The sequence below is a fragment of the Ensifer sp. Root954 genome (genome assembly GCF_001429005.1).
GTDB lineage: Bacteria > Pseudomonadota > Alphaproteobacteria > Rhizobiales > Rhizobiaceae > Ensifer > Ensifer adhaerens.
The window spans coordinates 190,460-208,700 of record NZ_LMJM01000051.1 but is presented as its reverse complement, the minus strand read 5'-3'; the positions used below and the strand labels follow the sequence as shown (position 1 = coordinate 208,700).

17 protein-coding genes are annotated in these 18,241 nt (G+C 63.9%); 11 read left to right on the top strand and 6 right to left on the bottom strand.

Annotated elements, in window-relative coordinates; translation table 11 throughout:
• Nucleotides 1–333 (bottom strand): methyltransferase domain-containing protein (locus ASE71_RS37215; protein ID WP_413814657.1); only part of this gene is annotated, 333 nt, incomplete at its 3' end.
• A 215-nt stretch (nt 334–548) separates the two neighbouring features.
• On the opposite strand from ASE71_RS37215, the gene ASE71_RS30265 reads away from it, so the two are divergent.
• The 11 genes from ASE71_RS30265 (at nt 549) to ASE71_RS30215 (ending at nt 13,860) form a co-directional block, all read left to right on the top strand.
• Nucleotides 549–1,868, top strand: a complete 1,320-nt coding sequence (locus tag ASE71_RS30265) for a lipopolysaccharide biosynthesis protein (protein ID WP_060521760.1) — start codon at nt 549–551, stop codon at nt 1,866–1,868.
• 40 nt (nt 1,869–1,908) lie between these two features.
• Entirely contained in the window at nt 1,909–3,006 is a 1,098-nt protein-coding gene (locus ASE71_RS30260; protein WP_413814659.1) for a GNAT family N-acetyltransferase, read from the top strand.
• Between the two features lie 127 nt (nt 3,007–3,133).
• On the top strand, nt 3,134–4,774 hold the full coding sequence (locus tag ASE71_RS30255; protein WP_060521757.1) for a GumC family protein: 1,641 nt from the start codon (nt 3,134–3,136) through the stop codon (nt 4,772–4,774).
• A gap of 13 nt (nt 4,775–4,787) precedes the next feature.
• The gene (locus ASE71_RS30250) at nt 4,788–6,119 is read left to right on the top strand and encodes an O-antigen ligase family protein (protein WP_034799223.1); all 1,332 of its coding nucleotides are present in this window, start codon (nt 4,788–4,790) and stop codon (nt 6,117–6,119) included.
• A complete protein-coding gene (locus tag ASE71_RS30245) occupies nt 6,112–6,882 on the top strand; it encodes a polysaccharide deacetylase family protein (RefSeq protein WP_060521756.1) in 771 nt (256 codons plus the stop codon). Before ASE71_RS30250 ends, ASE71_RS30245 begins: the two co-directional genes overlap by 8 nt.
• Nucleotides 6,883–6,890: 8 nt before the next feature.
• On the top strand, nt 6,891–8,135 hold the full coding sequence (locus ASE71_RS30240; RefSeq protein WP_060521754.1) for a glycosyltransferase family 4 protein: 1,245 nt from the start codon (nt 6,891–6,893) through the stop codon (nt 8,133–8,135).
• A 344-nt stretch (nt 8,136–8,479) separates the two neighbouring features.
• Nucleotides 8,480–9,580: a glycosyltransferase family 4 protein gene (locus ASE71_RS30235; RefSeq protein ID WP_244496965.1), complete on the top strand. Its 1,101-nt coding sequence runs from the start codon at nt 8,480–8,482 to the stop codon at nt 9,578–9,580.
• A 173-nt stretch (nt 9,581–9,753) separates the two neighbouring features.
• Nucleotides 9,754–10,116, top strand: coding sequence for a VanZ family protein (locus ASE71_RS30230; protein WP_034799228.1), 363 nt, complete (start codon nt 9,754–9,756; stop codon nt 10,114–10,116).
• A gap of 77 nt (nt 10,117–10,193) precedes the next feature.
• On the top strand, nt 10,194–11,192 hold the full coding sequence (locus tag ASE71_RS30225) for a glycosyltransferase (RefSeq protein WP_060521752.1): 999 nt from the start codon (nt 10,194–10,196) through the stop codon (nt 11,190–11,192).
• Entirely contained in the window at nt 11,192–13,357 is a 2,166-nt protein-coding gene (locus ASE71_RS30220) for a hypothetical protein (protein WP_060521830.1), read from the top strand. The genes ASE71_RS30225 and ASE71_RS30220 overlap by 1 nt, the downstream gene beginning before the upstream one ends.
• Nucleotides 13,358–13,440: 83 nt before the next feature.
• On the top strand, nt 13,441–13,860 hold the full coding sequence (locus tag ASE71_RS30215; RefSeq protein WP_034799235.1) for a CBS domain-containing protein: 420 nt from the start codon (nt 13,441–13,443) through the stop codon (nt 13,858–13,860).
• Between the two features lie 63 nt (nt 13,861–13,923).
• On the opposite strand, the gene ASE71_RS30210 is transcribed toward ASE71_RS30215, so the two are convergent.
• The 5 genes from ASE71_RS30210 to ASE71_RS30190 form a co-directional block, all read right to left on the bottom strand.
• Complete coding sequence (locus ASE71_RS30210) at nt 13,924–14,631, bottom strand: OmpW/AlkL family protein (protein WP_034799236.1); 708 nt, start codon at nt 14,629–14,631, stop codon at nt 13,924–13,926.
• Between the two features lie 192 nt (nt 14,632–14,823).
• Complete coding sequence (locus tag ASE71_RS30205) at nt 14,824–15,570, bottom strand: ABC transporter ATP-binding protein (protein WP_060521750.1); 747 nt, start codon at nt 15,568–15,570, stop codon at nt 14,824–14,826.
• On the bottom strand, nt 15,564–16,376 hold the full coding sequence (locus ASE71_RS30200) for an ATP-binding cassette domain-containing protein (protein WP_060521749.1): 813 nt from the start codon (nt 16,374–16,376) through the stop codon (nt 15,564–15,566). The genes ASE71_RS30205 and ASE71_RS30200 overlap by 7 nt, the downstream gene beginning before the upstream one ends.
• Entirely contained in the window at nt 16,373–17,224 is an 852-nt protein-coding gene (locus tag ASE71_RS30195) for an ABC transporter permease (protein WP_060521747.1), read from the bottom strand. Before ASE71_RS30195 ends, ASE71_RS30200 begins: the two co-directional genes overlap by 4 nt.
• Nucleotides 17,221–18,186, bottom strand: coding sequence for an ABC transporter permease (locus ASE71_RS30190; RefSeq protein ID WP_090426463.1), 966 nt, complete (start codon nt 18,184–18,186; stop codon nt 17,221–17,223). Before ASE71_RS30190 ends, ASE71_RS30195 begins: the two co-directional genes overlap by 4 nt.
• Nucleotides 18,187–18,241 lie beyond the last annotated feature (55 nt).

The window sequence follows — 18,241 nt, the reverse complement described above, 5'->3', positions numbered from 1 at the left end:
AAAGACGCGCGAGCCGAGGCCGAGCCGATCGACGTTACGGCGGGCAAGCGCCACGGTGCTGTCCGTCAGGTCAGCGCCCCAGACACGCGCCGACGGGATCTCGCTGGCGATACCAACGGCGAGGTTGCCGGAACCGCAGCACATGTCGATGATGGTGACGTCGAGGGGCCCGCCTTCAAGGATCGATACGGCTCTTTTTCCAAGAAGCTCTGTTTCTTCCCGAGGAACCAGGACGTCGGGCGCAAGTTCCAGTTCGACACCCATGAAGCGGTGCAGTGTTGCGGCCCGGTCTTCGGTCGGTCGGTCGGTCTGATTGCTGTCGTTTTGCGCCACGGCCACTCCTCATGTCGCTGGAAAACTCTGTAGACGTGCGGACCGCAGCCTAGTGCAATTGAGTAAACGGAAGCTGAAATACAATTGCCGCGAGCACGTTAACCGCGCAATCATTTCTGCCTGTTACCGTGCGCGTGATCAGAAGGCGGGTGCTCGCTGTCATTGAACGCTTTTTGCGTGTAACAATGACGGGTTGAGGTCAAGGGCAGATCGGAATGGCTTCGGAAGGTGTGAAGGAACGCGCGCACAAACCGTTCCTCTCGATGATCATATCCTATGCTGCATCCGGCGGCAGCCTTGTCATTGGCTCGGCTGCGCAGCTTCTGACCTTTGCGATCCTCGCGCGCTTTCTCGGCGTGCATGAATTCAGTGTCTTCGTCGCAATCACGGCCGTTGCCAACATCGCGGTTCACCTTTGTGGTCTCGGCGCGATGGAGTGCCTGGTGCGCCGTGTCGCGCGCGACCGGGGCATGTACCCGCAGATGCTCGGCCACAACATCATTCTGACCTCGATCAGTGGCGTGCTGCTGGTGTTGCTCGGCGCAGCGGTGTTGCCGTTCTTCTTCACGCTTTCGCCCGATCCCGCGGCCAATGTCGCGGTGATCACCTTGATGCTCGTGACCAACATCATCTTCGTGCGGGTCATCGTGCTGGCGGAGCAGATCTTTCTTGCGCATTCGAATTTTGCCTCGGCCAACAAGGTGGTCGTCGGTTTCGCCCTGGCGCGCACCATAGCTGCAGCGCTCGCCTGCATCGCCTTCGGGGTCGCGACGGTGGCCTCCTGGGCTGTGTGGCAGTTCGTATGCCATGTAATCGTGGCCCTCGGCTGCTGGCGAGCGGTCAAGGGGTTGGGACGCCCGACCTATGGCATCGTGCGGGAAGAGCTACCGCTCGGGCTCTATTTCAGCATCCCGTTCATCCTGCGCGCGGTCCGGCAGAACGCCGACCTTCTGGTCCTGAGCCTCGTGGCGAGCGCCGAGGTCATGTCCAGCTACAGCGTCGCGCGGCGCATGCTGGAGAGCAGCTATCTGTCGGTTGAGGCCTTGAACCGGCTGATCTATCCGGGTTCGGCAAAGGCAACGGCAGCCGGCCTTCACCACGCCTTCGAGCGCGTGCGCAAGGTTCTGTTCGCGGCCACCTCGATCAGCATTGCCGCGGCCGTTGCCGTTTTCGTGCTGGCGCCGGTGCTGCCCTATCTCTTCGGCAAGGACTACGTCTCCCTCGTTTCCTTCGTTCGCATCCTGTGCTGGGTTGTGGTGCCGCTCGCCATGTGGTCGGTGGCGATGGAGGCCCTTGGTGCGTCCGGCCACCATCCGGCGCGCGCTTCGGTCATGGGCCTTGGCAGCGTGCTTGGTGCGGCACTCACCGCCTGGGCGACCTGGTACGCACCGCCGACAGGCACGTTTATTTCCTTCTACGTGATCGAGACCGCGATGGTGATCGTCTCATGGGCGGTCTTCCTGCGCTTCGTGCGGCACGATCGGGAACAGGCCGGCGCGGCCTCCCTGTCGACGGGGGTGGTGCATGGAGGTTGAGCTCGGGAAGATCCAGGCCGCACGGTCGTCCGGACGGGAAATGCCCCGGATGGGCAATGTGCGCGCCATGGAACCCCGGGATATCCCAGCCGTCAGCAGCATGTTCACCCGGATCTTTCGCAAGCGGGAGCAAGAGGCGAGCGCGGAGCTTCAGAACTATGTCGAGACCATCTTTTTCGGCAGCCCGCTTTATGCGCCGGAACACGGCAGCATCGTCTACGACGACGGGACCGGCGGCATCGGCAGCGCCATTCTAGCGATTCCCATGGAGTTCACGGTCAACGGCCGCCGAACGGTGGCGAAACTTCTCTGCGCCTTCATGTCCGAGGGCAAGGCCGGTGCGGTCGGCGCCGCCTGCCTGGCGCGCGCCATGCGTGCGACACGGCAAGACATGTGTTTTTCCGACAACTCGTCTCCGGTCAGCGCCGATCACTGGGTCGCTGGTGGTGGCGTCGTGCTGCCGATCCAGAGCCTCGACTGGCGCCGCTCCTTCCGGCCGTTCAGAGCCTGGGGGCTGACGGTTGGCAGGCAAGTGCGCCTGCTCAGATCCCCGATGCTCTCCGAGCCGCTTGCGCTTGCGGACCGGCTTTTGCGCCGCCGCCGCCCGCGCACAAAGCCCGATCCCGTTGCCGGCTGCTCGACGCACGCCATTGATCCCGCTGCCTTCGTCGATCTCGCAGAACCCATGCTGCAGCGATTTTCCGTCAGGCCGGTCTGGTCGCGCAGCGAATTCGACTGGCTGGTGATGGTCGCGCGACTGAACACGCCGCTCGGCGAGCTTCTCTGCCGCGAGGTCCGGGATGAAAGCGGGCGCGTCATCGGCGCTTATCTCTACTTCGGCAAGGCCGGCGAGCGGGCAACGGTGCTCAACGTCGTCTGCGAGGCCGGCCGTGAGTTCGCCGTCACCGCACAGATGTTCCATGCGCTTGACGCCGAGGGTTACGCGCTCGCCGTCGGCAGCTCGCAGCCGTTCCTCATGAATGCGATCTCGCGCCAGAGATGGCTGTCCTTCCACCATCGCGGCTATTTCTGCATGGTGACGCGGCATGCGGATCTGAAAGACGCGGCCCAGCGCAACGATATCTATGTGGGCGGTCTGGCATCGGAGAGCTGGAGCCGGTTGTTGACCGACTTCTGAAGCGATGGGTTAAGCGGCAATCCTGCCGTTTAACGGAATATTCACCGTACAACCTTAATTCTGCGCTAGAAGGCGGCTCGCGGGGTCACGATCTTCGCGTCTTGATGGGCGTGCGTGAGGGATGCTTATGTATAGGCCGGACGAGGCCGGAAAACAGGGGGCCAGCCAACCGGCACGCGAGCAGCGTGCACCGGTCGAAAGAGGCTCGCTGCTCGATCTGCTCTCGTCAGACCTTCACGAAGCGAAGTCTGGCGCTGACGGTTCGGCAACAGACTGGCCCGCCGAAGTCCAGCATCAATCCAGAGATATTCCGAAAGCCTCGCCCCATCCGGCTGACTTGGTACCGCCCGTGTCCAGTGCGGCCGGCGCGCCTCGCGATAGCTATTTTCCCGGGTTGAGCGGCCTCAGCCGGATCGGCGTCGACGATATCATCGGCTGGTTGCGCGACGGGCTCATCTGGATAGTGCTGGCGCTCGTCCTGTGCGTGGGGGCCGCGCTCGCCTATGCGATGACGGCGACGCCCCGCTATACGGTCTACACCGATATCGTCGTCGATCCGTCCAACCTCAATGTCGTCAGCGATGACGTCTTCACCACCAATCCGCAGCGCGATGCGCAGTTGCTGGAAGTGGAAAGCAAGCTGCGTATCCTGACGTCGCGCAATGTGCTGTCGCGGGTGATCACCCAGATGCGCCTCACCGAGGACCCGGAATTCGTGAAGCCCTCGGCCTTCAGTTCGCTGAAGAACCTCTTCTCGACGAAGGCGGAGCAGCAGGCCGGAAACGAGCTTGCTGCCATGCGGGCCTTGTCGGAGCGGGTGGAAGCCCGGCGCGAAGAGCGGTCCTTCGTGGTGGTGATGAAGGTCTGGAGCGAAGAGCCTGCGAAAGCGGTGACGCTGTCGGATGCGATCGTCGCGGCTTTCGAGCAGGAGCTGTTTCAGTCCGCCGCCGAGAGCGCCGGTCGCGTCGCGCAGAGCCTCAACGCCCGGCTCGACGAGTTGCGCCGCAACGTCACCGAATCCGAACGCGCGGTCGAGGATTTCCGCCGCAAGAACGGGCTGCAGTCGACCAATGACGGTCAGCTCGTGAGCAATCAGCTTTCGAACGAACTCAACACCCAGGTTCTCGACGCCCAACAGCGCTTCATCCAGGCCGATACCCGCTACCGGCAGATGAACGACGCGATAACACAGGGGCGTACCGCAAGTGCATCCGAGTTCGAATCCGTCAACATGACGAACCTGCGAGAGCAGTACAACGTGCTGCAGCAGCAGATCGCCTCCATGCAGCGCACCTATGGGGAGCGCCATCCCCGCCTCGTCAATGCGCGCTCGGAGCGTGCGAACCTGGAATCGGCCATGGCCGACGAGGCGCGCCGCATCCTCGATCGCGCCAAGGCGGACGTGGACCGGGAGCAGCAGGCCTTTTCGGCCTTGCGCGCTAAGGCGAGCGACGAGAAGTCGAACGTGTTCTCCGACAACGAAGCCCAGGTGCAGCTGCGAGACCTCGAAAGGGACGCGCGCGCCAAGGCTGCCATCTATGAGACCCACCTGGCACGCGCCCAGCAGATCACCGAACGCCAGCAGATCGACACGACCAATGTTCGCGTGATCTCGCGCGCCTTGCCGCCGAATGCGCGAAGCTGGCCGCCGCGCACCGTGGTTCTGGTTGCCGGCGGCGGTTTCCTGGGGATCATTCTCGGCATATCCCTCGCGCTTGCCCTCGGTCTGTGGAGATACATCCGTCGTCCGCAGCCCCTGGCGCCGTGAGAGGACGGCCATCGTGCCCGATCTCAGCGGCAGCCCGGCCAATTCTGCAGAAACCTTGAGGGTCCGCGTCGGGACCTTCCTGTTCCTGGCCATTTCCATCTACTACTGGATCCCCTTTCATTCCTTCGTCGACCTGACCAAGGAAAGTCTGCTGGAACCGGGCGGCGACAATTCCAGCCGGCTGAACCAGATCGTGGCACTGCTGCTGTTTGCAGGCGCCTCCTGCTACGGTGTGCTGCATCCGATGCGGCGTGGGCTTATGCAGCCGCGGGTGCTGCTTGCGATCCTGCTTTTGTGGGTGCTCTTTGCCTGCTTGGTCTCCGCGCATCCGGCCAACGGCATCAAGGCGATCATCCTGACGACGATGGTTGCGGTCAACGCCAACGTCTATCTGCTGCTGCCGGCCAACGAGCGGCACTTCGCCAAGATGCTGGCGGTCTCGACGCTCGTCATGCTCGCGGTTGCCTATTACGGCGTCCTGTTCAAGCCGCTTCTGTCCATTCACCAGGCCAACGAAGTGCTGGAGCCGATGCATGCAGGACTGTGGCGCGGCCATTTCCGTCACAAGAACGAAGCGGCGGTCGCCATGGTGCTTGCCTCGTTTCTCGGCCTGTATGTCCTGCGCCGGTGGTCGAAGCTTGTCGGCCTGACCATCGTTAGTCTGGCCTTCTTCTTCCTCATCCATACGGGAGGAAAGACCTCGACGGCGATGTTGCCGGGCATTCTGCTTCTGGCGTGGCTCTTCGAACATGTACGCTTGCTGCGCATCCCGATCGCGATCGGCGGCGTGGCCCTGTTCAACCTTTTCGCCGTCGGGTCGGCCGTCTTCCGGCCGCTCGGCGAATTCGTCTCGTCGCTCGGCATCGACGCGACCTTCACGAACCGGGCCGATGTCTGGCGCTTCGCCTTTTCGGTGATCGCCGAACAGCCGTTTATCGGGCGAGGCTTCAAGGCCTTCTGGCAGACCGAGGAAGTGGTGTTCAGCGGCGGTGGCATCGAGACCTGGGCGGTTCGTGCGGCCCATGCGCACAATTCGTATCTCGAGACGCTTCTCGTCATCGGCATTCCGGGGTTGATCCTCACGCTGCTTTGGCTGGTGGTGCTCCCGCTCTATCATATCTCGCGCATTCCGCCGGCCCGGCAGCACAGCGACCTCACGCGGCTGTTCCTGCGGATCTGGCTCTATTCGATCTACAGCGCCAGCCTTGAGGCCTTCTTCTTCGATGGTCCGAACGTGCTGTGGTTTACCTTGCTTTTCGCGATTTGCGGTTTGCGCCTGCAGTCCTCGGCAGCGCTTGCAACCGAACCACGCCCGCTTGCACAAAGGATGGTGGCGCATGCCTAGTTTTTCACAGGCTCTGTCGAGGGTCGACGGCCTTGTCGACCGCGTCGCCAACCGGCTGATCTGGCGTCTCGCGTCGAAACCCCGTGATGTCATAACCGACGCGCCGCTCGTGTCCTTCACCTTCGACGACGTGCCGGACACAGCACTTCACAATGGCGCCGCTATTCTCGAACGTCACGGCGTGCACGGCACGTTCTACATCGCCGGGGGGCTTGCGGGGCGCGTCGAAACGGATCGCACCCTGATCTCGCCCGAGGGCTGCGCCGATCTCGCCCACCGGGGTCACGAGGTCGGCTGCCACACCTATTCCCATAGCAAGATCAGGCGTTTGAGCGGAAGTGGGCTTGCCCGGGATCTTGACCGCAATGCCGCCTATCTCAGGCAAAGCGGCGTCGGCCCGGCCGCGACCAACTTTGCCTTTCCCTACAACGCCGCCTGGCCGCTGGCGCGCCGGGAGTTGGCGCGCCGCTACCGCACCTGCCGCGCGGCCGGCGAGGGCATCAACCGCACGGCCGTCGATCCGCTGATGCTGAAGGCCGTCGAGATCCGGCAGCCGGAGACGCACGCGCAGGCGCTCACGGGCTGGATCGACGATGTCGTCGATCAGCCTGGCTGGCTCGTTTTTTTCACCCACGACATCGCCGCGCGCCCGACGCCCTATGGCTGCACGCCCGAGACCTTCGAGAACCTGGTTCGCTACGCGGTTGAGAAGGGCTGTGTCGTGTTGCCGGTCGAGCAGGCGCTCGACAGGCTCGGCTGGTAGGAGGACGCATGTCGCGGCAGGGAAACGGCGGCAACAGGCTGCTCGCCATCAACAACTACTTCTATCGCCGTGGCGGCGCGGAGGCGGTCTTTTTCGACCACATGAAGATGTTCTCGGAGATCGGCTGGGACGTGGTGCCCTTCGCCATGCAGCACGAGGATAACGAAGCCTCGCCATGGTCCGAGTATTTCGTCTCCGAGATCGAGTATGGTCGGCGTACCAACCTCCTGCGCAAGGTGGTGCAGGCGGCAAGCGTCATCTACTCGCGCGAAGCGCAGAAGAACGTCAGCCGGCTGATCGAGCGCGCTCGGCCCTCCGTCGCCCATGCGCACAACGTCTACCATCATCTTTCGCCCGCGATCTTCTCGACGCTGAAGGCGGCCGGCATTCCGGTCGTCATGACCGCCCACGATCTGAAGCTCGCATGTCCCTCCTACAAGATGCTGCGTGACGGTGCCGTCTGCGAGGACTGTCGCGGCGGGCATATCTACAACGTCTTGCGTCATCGCTGCATCAAGGGGGAGACGACGCTGAGCGCGGTCGTGCTTGCCGAAACCATGGTCCACCGTGCGCTCGGTCTCTACCGCAACAAGGTGGACCGCATCGTCGTGCCGAGCAAATTCTATGTCGAGAAGCTGGTCGAGTGGGGCTGGCCGCGCGAACAGATGGTCCATATCCCGAACTTCGTCGATGTCGACGGCTATTCGGCCGACTGGGTCGAGGGCGACTATTTCGTGTTTGCCGGACGCCTGGCCCCGGAGAAGGGGCTGGCGACGCTGATCCGCGCGGCGGCCACATCGGGCCAACGGCTGGTGATCGCCGGAGCCGGCCCCGAAGAAGCGATGCTGCGCCAGTTGATTGCGCAAACCGGTGCCGACGTGACCTTTGCCGGCTATCTCTCAGGCCAGTCCCTGCATCGTCTGATCGGAGAGTCCCGGGCGCTGGTTCTGCCTTCCGAATGGTACGAGAACGCGCCGATCAGCGTGCTTGAGGCTTATGCTTTGGGGCGACCGGTGATCGGCGCCTCGATCGGCGGCATTCCTGAAATGATCCGCGAAGGCGAGACGGGCATGACCGCGATTTCGGGCGACGCCGATGATCTCGCCCGCGTGCTCTCGACGATGGCCGGTCTGCCAGTTGCCGAACGCGCTGCGATGGGTGCTTCGGGCCGACGCTGGATCGCCAGTGAGTTCTCCGCCGCCGCCTATCGTGAAAGAACGGTCGACCTCTACTCCAGGCTGGGAGCGGTCTGATCGCGTCCGGCATTAACGTTACGATACAATTTGTAGTAACCTGGGCTCGCCCTATGGTTTTCGGTCATTTATATAAGGGGTGAGTGAAATATCTTGGCGATGATTAAGTATATCGCCCTAGTAAACGGAACGGGCAACCTTCGAGGCGACACATGAGCAGAAAGCCTGATGTTTCGCGAAGTCATCGCCAGCAACAGCCGGTGATTGCGCAGGAGATGGTGCAGACCGGACTGTCGGACGGAGCCGGCCGGTTGCCTCGGCATAGCGCCGCGCTCGCAGGCCGGCAGCATGGCCACCCCGTTCAGAGCGGCGCGCTGGCCGCGCGCGGCGAGCGCAAACGCGTGATGATGCTGGGCTTGCGCGGCATCCCCAACGTTCAGGGCGGCGTCGAGAAACACGTCGAAATGCTGGCGAGCAAGCTGCTCGGATACGGCTGGGACGTCGAGGTGGTCGGACGTCGTCGCTATCTGGAGGATCGCAACGCCTACGCCTGGAACGGCGTCGACGTCGTCCCTCTCTGGGCACCGCGCCGGATGGCGTTGGAAGCCATTGTACATACCTTCCTCGGTGTCTGGCTCGCCGCCTGGCGGCGCCCGGATGTCCTGCACATTCATGCCATCGGCCCCGCGCTGATGACGCCGCTTGCGCGCATGCTTGGGCTCAAGGTCGTGGTGACCCACCATGGCTACGACTATGACCGGCAGAAATGGGGCGGTTTCGCCAGGCGCACGCTGAAGCTCGGAGAGCGCCTCGGCATGCGGTTCTCGAACGGACGCGTGGCGATCTCGAAGGACATCGCCGAGACGATGCATGCCCGGCACCATGTCTCCATGACGCTGGTCCCGAACGGCGTCCAGGTCACTCCGCCGACCGGCGAGGCCGGCATTCTCGCGGAGTTCGGCCTGGAACGGCGGCGCTATATCCTGCTCGCTGCCCGGCTGGTTCCGGAAAAGCGACAGCTTGATCTCATCCGCGCTTTTGCCAAGTGCGACTTGGCCGATATGAAGCTCGTTATTGCCGGCGGCGCTGAATTCGAAACGCCCTACGTCAAGGAGGTGAGGGCGCTTGCGTGCGACGTGCCCGGCGTCGTGCTCACAGGTTTTCAGACAGGCGACAGACTGGCGGAACTCTTCGACAATGCCGCCCTTTTCGTTCTGCCGTCCAGCCACGAAGGCATGCCGATTGCGCTGCTTGAGGCGATGGCCTACGGGCTGCCGGTCCTCGCAAGCGATATCGTCGCCAATCAGGAGATGGAACTGGCGCCCGACGAGTATTTCCCGTTGGGCGACATCGACGCGTTGGCGTCCGGTATCGTGGAAAAACTCGCAGCCCCGCTCAGCGACGAGGAGGTGCGCGAGCGTGCGGCGCACGCGGAAGCCGCCTATAGCTGGACAAATGTGGCACAAAGGACCGCGGCGGTGTATAGCGCGTTGCTGGCGAAATAGCCGGACGTTCGCGTCCACCGTGTCGCCGGCCGGAGCTTGCCCCGTGCGTTCACCGCGCACCGCTCTCCTCAAAAATGCGGCCGCGCCCCCGCAACGCGATGAACGCGCAGGCGCCGTCGCCGATCGTTCGATGATTGCCGTGCCTCGCACGCCTCCTGGAAGACAAGCCGACAATGACTATCAAACGCGCCGCCAGCCTCTTCGCATGGATCCTCTTTGCCGTGATCGCCTATTCGACGATGTCGCCGCTCGACCTGCGGCCCCGCATCGGGCACCTGGTCCATCTCGAACGGTTCGGTGCCTTCGGCCTGCTGGGCCTGCTTTTCGCGATCGCCTATCCGAGGCGGCTGGGGCTCGTGCTGGTTCTGGTCTTTGCGACGGCCATCGGCTTCGAGCTGCTGCAGATGGTTTCGGCCGATCGCCACGCACGCGTGACGGATGTGATGGTCAAGCTTCTTGGCGGCGCCTGCGGCGTCTTTGGCGGCTGGTTCCTTCATCGCTTTCGCTTGCCGCTGCTGCGACTGCTGGGGCGGTAAACCAAAACGCAAAATATCGCCGCTAAGATCGGCGGCAACCGGAGCAGGTCTGCGCTCCGTCGAGACTGGGGGATCGCGTGGCAGTATCCGTCATCATCAAGACGCTGAACGAAGAAAAGCGCATCGCCGCGACCATTGAAAGCGCGCTGAAGGCGCTCGAAACCGTTGGCGGCGAGGTCATCGTCGCCGACAGCGGCTCCAGGGACAGGACGGTGGAGATCGCCTCGCGCTATCCGGTCGTGATCGCACAGATCAGCCCGCCGGCACTTCCGAGCTGCGGCATCGGCCCGCAACTCGGCTTCCAATACTCGCGCCACGCGCATATCTGCCTGCTCGACGGCGACATGTTGCTGGACGACGATTTTCTCGAAGTGGCGGAAGCGTTCCTCGCCGACGACCCCGATGTGGCTGGTGTCACCGGCCATGTCCAGGAGATGCTGACCTCAAACCTCGAATTCTCCCGCCGGGTCACACGCAATTCACCAGAAAACCGGATCGGCGCGATCGACCGCATGAATGGCGGCGGCCTCTATCGCCGGGCGGCGATCGAGGCGGTCGGTTACCTCTCGGACCGTAATCTGCACGGTTATGAGGAGTTCGACCTCGGCATCCGGCTCAGAAGTGCCGGCTTTAAGCTGCATCGCCTCGACCGACGCTTCGTCCAGCATTTCGGCCACACCGACAATTCCTATCGCCTGCTCGTACGCCGCTGGAAGAGCAAGTATCTGTTCGGCATCGGAGAACTGCTGCGCGCCTCGCTCGGCCAGCCCTATTTCCTCCAGCTCATCAGAGAGCTGCCGGAGCTCAAGCTTTGGGCGCTGGTCTATCTCTGGTGGGCGGCGTCGCTTGCGATCCTGCTCTTCGTGCCCGACAAACTCCTTGCGCTCGGCATCGTTCTTGCGATCCTTGCCGGCGTGGTGGGACTGATGAGCCTGCGCAAAGGCGGTTTCAGCATGGGGCTTTATACCGTCGTCGCCTGGTTCTTCCATGCAGCGGCGCTGCCGGTCGGCTTCGTCCGGGCGCGCCGAAAGCCTGACGCGCCGATCGAAAGCAAGCTGCTCGGGGCCCCGGCATGATGCGGCGGCCATTGCTGGCAGCCGCGGCAGCGCTTGCTGCTGTCTGCTCGCCGGCGCAGGCATCGGACCAGTGGCTTGCCGTGCGGGAAATTTCCCTCGAGTTCGAGGCTGGCAGCCCTCTCGATTTTTCGTCTTTCCTGCCGAACGGCACGATCGATGCGGATCACCGCCTGGTCGCCGGTGCCGGCGGGCGGCTTGCCTTCGCGAAGTCGCCGGACAAGCCGGAGCGCATGCTCTGCGCATCGCTTGCCTGGAGCCCAGCCTCCGGCGGGTTTCCGGATCACGAAACGGCTGACCGCTACGCCCGGCAGCTGGCGATGCGCGGCTACAATCTCGCCCGGCTGCATTTCGTTGATGGCAGCCTGATGTTCGGCCGGGACCGGGATTTCGATTTCGACCCCGAGACGCTCGACCGTATCCACTACCTGCTGGCGGTGCTGAAGAAGAACGGCATCTACTGGATGATGGATGGCCTGTCGTCGCTGCGCGGCGTTTATGGCGGTTTTGACGATCGCTGGGACGATGGCGGAAACCTCAAGCTCGAGCTGTTTGTCGACGAGCGGGCGTCCGACCACTGGAAGCGCATGCAGGAGACGATCCTCGGGCGCGTGAACCCCTACACGGGCGTGGCGCCAATCCGCGACGATGCGCTCGCGGTCGTCATTCTCGCCAACGAGAACGGCATGGAGTTCGACACCGTCGTGCACGATCGGCCGGGCAAGCCGCCCTATGATCCGCAGCTTGCCAAGCCGTTCAACGTGTGGCTCGCCAAACGCTACGGATCGACCGAGGCGCTTGCCAAGGCGTGGCCTGACCTCCGCCCGGACGAGACGATCGAGGCGAGATCCGTGGCGCTGCCGGCGGACCGCTACATCCCTGCTCCGCGGCTGCGCGACCTGCAGGCCTTCTTCACCGAGACGGAAGAGGCCACGACCGCGCGCATGAGCGAGGTGCTCCGCAGGCTCGGCTACCGCGGCTTGATCAGCAACTACAACAACTGGCCGACGGTGCAGGCGTCGCTCAGCCGCCGCGGCCTCGAAGCCGTAACCATGAATACATATCACGACTGGGTCAGCGGCTACGCCCCGGGAAGCAAGACGACGCAGGTCAGCTCGATCGCCGACGGTGTTAATTATATCCGCATGATCGCGGCAACGCGCTGGCTCGACCGGCCGTTCCTCGTCAGCGAATATGATCATCTGTTCTGGAACCGCTACCGCTACGAGGCCGGGCTGGCGATGCCGGCCTATGCGGCGCTGCAAGGCTGGGACGCGCTTTGCCGACATGGCCATGGCCCGATCGTTCTTTCCTATGGCGAGCCGTTCCCGCACAAGAAGGCGATGCTGCCTTATGCCATCGCGCTCGATCCCGTCGCGCGCGCCGGCGAGACGCTGTCGGCGCTTCTCTACCGGCGCGGCGACGTGGCGACCTCAGCCGTCACCGTCCCGTTTGCGGTACGTGGCGAGGAGGATCTTTCCGACGACATGCAGGCCCGCGAACCGGAACGCCTGACGGACCTGGCGTTGGTCGGGCGGATCGGTCTTGAAGACGTGAACCGGCTCGGCGATGTGCCGGCGGTGAAGCAACCGCGCCAGCAAGACAGCGAAGGGATACTCGGCAGCCTGCGCCAAAGCGGCGCGCTTTCTGATGAAAACGGTACCAGCATCGATACCGGCATTTACCAGAGCAGCACCGGCGAGATCCTGTTGAATCGCTTTGCCGGACAATTGCGCGTCGTCACCGACAATACGGAGGCATCCGCCTTCTCGACGCTGCGAGAGCCGATCGATCTCGGCCTGCTCAGGGTTGAGCGGGCCGATGGCAATGGGCTCGTTGCGCTCTCGGCGCTCGATGCGGATGGAGGGCTCGCAAGGGGCCGGCGCCTACTGCTGATCTTTGCGACGGATGCACAAAACACCGGCATGGCGTTTCGCGACACCGAGGAGAAGGTGATCGAGGACTTTGGGCGGCTGCCGGTTCGGCTGCGTGAAGGCTATGTCGATCTGACGTTGGCGCGAACCGCAAAGAACTGGAGCGTTTCGCCCGTGGGCCTCGACGGCAAGGTGCATGCGCCGGTAGCGCAAGGCACGGGCGACGTCGCCTTCCGGCTCTCCAACAATGGGCCCTTCGGCCCAACCACCTATTTCCTCCTCGAATTGCGGTAAGGAGTGGCGCGGCACATCGCTGGATCAATGAATGGCCACGATGTCAGTCTATGCTCCGCCCCTTTCACGTACAGGAGGTTGAGATGAGAATATCGGAAGCCATGCATCCCGGCGCTCGCTGGATCTCTCCCGAAACCGATCTGAAGACAATCGCGCGTATCATGCGCGACGAGGACATCGGTGCGCTGCCGGTCGGCGAAAACGACCGCCTGATCGGCATGGTCACGGACCGCGACATTGCCTTGCGCGCCTTTGCCAACGGGCGGGACCCGGCGTCGATGACGGCGCGGGACGTGATGACGAGGGATATCGTCTATTGCCGCACGGACGAGACGATCGAACATGCCGTTCATCTGATGGAGGCGAAGCAGGTGCGGCGTCTGCCGGTGATCGACCAGGACAAGCGCATGGTCGGTATGCTGTCGCTGGGGGACGTCTCCCATGCGGGCAGCCAGCAATTGTCGGGCGAACTCGCCAGAGCCGTCACGGCCCACCACGTCTAAGGTCGGGCTCTACAGGGTGCGGCGCCTTTAAGAGGGCGCCGCAAGCCGTTTCGTTTGGGGCCATCAGAACCGGTAGCTGATACCGGTGCCGATCAGCCACGGATCGAGCTTGACCTTGCCGCTGACAGCACCGGCGCCGGGCAGGGTGGCGTTGACCTCCGGTTCCAGGAACAGCTTCTTCACGTCGAAGTTCAGGCCCCAGTGGTCGTCGAGCTTGATGTCGACGCCCGCCTGCAGCGCCACGCCAAAGGTGTTCTTCAGGTTGAAGCTGGAGAAATCGCCGCGGGGCTTCTCGTTGTAGAACATCGTGTAGTTCACGCCTGCGCCGACATAGGGCTTGATCTCGTCGGTGACGTTGAAGTGGTACTGTAGCGTGAGCGTCGGTGGCAGCAGCCAGGCCTTGCCGATCTCGCCGAGGCCGGCGATCGAGCCGCTGCCGCGTGCCGTGTGTGGCGTCGTGCCGAGGATCAGTTCGGCGGCGATGTTGTCGGTGAAGAAATAGGTGATGTCGAGTTCCGGCACCACGGAATTGCTGACGCCGACCTTTTCGCCGTCGAGCGCGCTGCCGTTGAGATAGAGCGTGCCCTTGTCGTCAGGCAGGACAGCCAGTGCGCGGCCGCGGATCATCCACGGGCCTGGCTCGCTTGCGAGAGGCATTTCCGGTGCCGCGACCGCGCCCGACTCGGAGAGATCTGCCGCCGTCGCGAGCGCGAGCGGCGCCGCAAGCGCGGCGAAAAGGACGGCAGATGGCAGAATGGCGCGAGTAGGCATGATTTTCCGGACCCCCAGAAGAAGTTGAACATCGCCGGTCAGGGCGTTGGCGGCAGGGATTCTGCGGCCGACGGCACTATGCTCAACAGGGCGTCTCAGCGGTTGTCTTGGATCAATGCGCGCGCGAATCACCAAGCCCTTGGGGATAAAGGTGGATTCGGCTGAAGATGCGATATCCGCGCCAATCCCCTGTCAGGCGGGCATGCGCGGAATGCTGGCAAGAAGACGCTGTGTGTATGGGTGCTTCGGGGCGGCCAAAATGTCGCGGGTCTTGCCGCTTTCGACCACCTTGCCGCGCTCCAGAATGACCATCTCCTCGCAGAGGGCCGCGACGACGCCGAGATCGTGCGAGACGAAAACCAGCGTCAGCTTCTCGGCGAGTGTCTTGAACAGCTCGACGATGCGGATGCGGGTGGAAAGGTCGAGCGCGCTGACCGCCTCGTCGGCGAGTACGATCTGCGGTCGCGCGACGATGGCGCGGGCAATGGCAATGCGCTGGCGCTGGCCGCCGGAAAACTCGTGCGGGTAGCGGTGGAGTGCATCGGCAGGAAGCCCGACCGCTTCGAGCGCCGCGGTGACCGCCTGCGTCCGGTCACCCGGGATCCGCAGCGACCGCAGCGGCTCGCCGATAATGTCGATCACTCGCTGGCGCGGGTCGAGAGAGGAATAGGGGTCCTGGAAAACCGGCTGCACGGCACGACGATAGCGCTGCATGAAGGCGCCGCTGCCGGTGTCGAGGATCTCCTCGCCGAAGCGAATGCTACCGCTCGTCGGGCGAATGAGCCCGAGCATCAGTCGAAGCAGCGTCGTCTTGCCCGATCCGGATTCGCCGACGAGACCGACGCTCACTCCCGGTCGCACCGATATCGAGACGTTGTCGAGGGTGGTCTGCTGGCGGGAATAGCCGAAGCTGACGTTTTGAAGATCGAGCATCATGATCCGGTTGCTCCCAGCGCCTCGTCGAAGAGACGGGCGGCCTCGACCAGCGTCCTGGTATAGTCGTGCTGCGGCTTGCCGAAGACCGAGCCGACCAGTCCCTCCTCGACAGCGATACCGTTCTTCAGCACGAGGACGCGCTCCACCACCTGGGCAACCACGGGCAGGTCGTGGCTGATGAACAGAAGCGCCATGTCGGTCTCGCGCACCAGCTGGTCCAGCAGCTTCAGGATCTCCGCCTGCGTCGTGACGTCGAGCGCGGTCGTCGGCTCGTCGGCAATCAGGAGCTTCGGGCGGCAGGCGAGCGCCATGGCGATGGCGACGCGCTGGCGCTGGCCGCCGGACACTTCGTGTGGGTAGGAATTGATGATGCGGTCGGGCTGCGGCAACGCCACCTTGTCGATGAGGTCGCGGACTTCGCGTTGGACCGCCTCCTTCGTTGCCTTGCCGCCGTCCCGTTCCAGACGCCGGCGAACGGGCTCGGCGATCTGTCGGCCAATCTTCATCAGCGGATCGAGCGCGGTCAGCGGCTCTTGGAAGACGACCGCTGCGGCCACGCCGCGCAGCCGGTTCATCACCCGATCTGTGGCGCCGACCACCTGTTGCCCGTCGAGCGTGATCGAGCCGGCGACAGTGATCGACGGCGGCAGCAGGCCGGTCGCTGCCATTGCCGTCATCGATTTGCCGGAACCGGACTCACCGATCAGGCCGATGCGTTCGCCGGGCCGGATTGAGAGGGAAAGGTCAGAGACCAGCGGCTTGTCGCCGGCGCGGATGTCGAGACCCTTGATGTCGAGAAGCGGCGTCATCGCGATCTCCCCCGTGTCGGATCGGCGATATCGCGCAGGCCGTCGGCTAGGAGGTTCATGCCGATGACGAGTGCAACGAGGGCGATGCCCGGCGCGATCGCGCCGATCGGCGCCGTATAGACGGTCCCTTGCGCTTCCTGCAGCAGCCGTCCCCAGGAGGCGTTCGGCGGCGGCGCACCGAGCCCGAGATAGGAGAGCGACGCCTCGGCGATAACGGCCAGGCCGAACTGCAGGGCGAAGTTGACCGAGAGCGTCGGCCAGATGTTGGGAAGCACATGGCGGAAGACGACACCGGCCCAGGAGGTTCCCGATGTGCGCGAGGCGACGATGTAATCCTGCCGCAGCACCCGCTTGGCAAGGATGCGGGTCAGCCGCGCGACGATCGCCGAGATGGCAAGCCCGAGTGCCAGGATCGCCGACCAGAGACTGGCGCTGTCGCTTGCCGCCACCACGAGCATGGCAAGCAGCAGGGTCGGAAAGGCGATCAGGATATCGAGCGTCGCGGCCATCACGTCGTCGGCAAGGCGCGTGGCGAAGGCTGCGAGAACGCCGAGGCTGACGCCGATCGCAGCCCCGATCACAACCGCACCCGTGCCGACCAGCAGCGCTGTGCGGGCGCCGATCATCAGCTGGGTAAGCAGGTCGCGGCCCAAGCGGTCAGTGCCGAGCCAGTGCAAAAGCGACGGCGCTTCCAGCCGTCCGCCCGAGGCGTTCAATGGATCATAGGGCGTCCAGAAGAGCGTCAGTACCGCAACGGCGACGTTGAGGCCGACGAGCGCAAGGCCGACGGTAAGCGCCAGCGAGCGCCGGCGTTTCGGCGCAGAAACGGATGTACCGATCGAGGTCATGTGTCGCCTCCGACGGCCCGTTCGCGCAGGCGTGGATCGATCAGCCGTTGGGTGAGGTCGGCGGCAAAGCCGATCAGCAGCACCAGCAGGGTGGAGATGAACAGCACGCCCTGAACGTTCGGATAGTCGCGCTGCTCGATCGCAAGCAGCAGCATCGAGCCAAGGCCTGGCAGCGCGAAGACGCGCTCGACGACGACCGCGCCGAGCAAGGTCGTCGCAAGCTCGATGCCGAGGATGGAAACGATCGGCACGGCGCCATTGCGGATGCCGTGCCGAATGAGCGCTTCGGGGAAGCTGGCGCCGAGGGCGCGCGCCGTTCGCAAGTAATCGCTACCGAGAACGTCCTGCGTCGCCGAGCGCACATAGCGCAGCAGTGACGCGCCCATGACGAGGCCGATCGTCATGACGGGCAGGGCGAGCGCATAGAGCACCTGCCCCTCATTCTGCCAGCCGCGGCGGGGAAAGCCGCCCGAAGGGAACAGCCGGAAGGTGACGGCGAACAGCGTGACCAGCAGAATGCCGACCCAGAAGACGGGGATGGCGATGCCGAGCTGCGAAACTGTCGAGATCAGTCCGCCATACCAGCGATCGGCCTTGACGGCTGAGAGGATGCCGAGCGGAACGGCGATCAGGATAGCGAGCACAAAACCCATCAGCGCCAACGGCACGGTGACCGTCAACCGCGCGGCGATCTCCTCGATCACCGGCTTGCCGCTGACGAAGGACGTGCCGAGATCGAAGCGGGCGAGGCTGCCGGCAAAGCGCAGAAACTGCTGCCAGAGCGGCAGGTTCGAGCCGACCTGTTCGCGCGCCTTCTCGATCTGCACGGCATCGGCGCCGACGGAGAGAAGCGCATTGGCGGGGTCGCCCGGCAAAAGGCGCAACAGCACGAACAGCACCACCGCTGCGATCAGCAGCGACAGAAGCAGAATGGCAAAGCGGCGGACGAGATAGGTGAGAATGGCTGCATTCCTTTCCTCTCACGGGATCCGTGATCAGAGAGCTGGCTTTTGCACC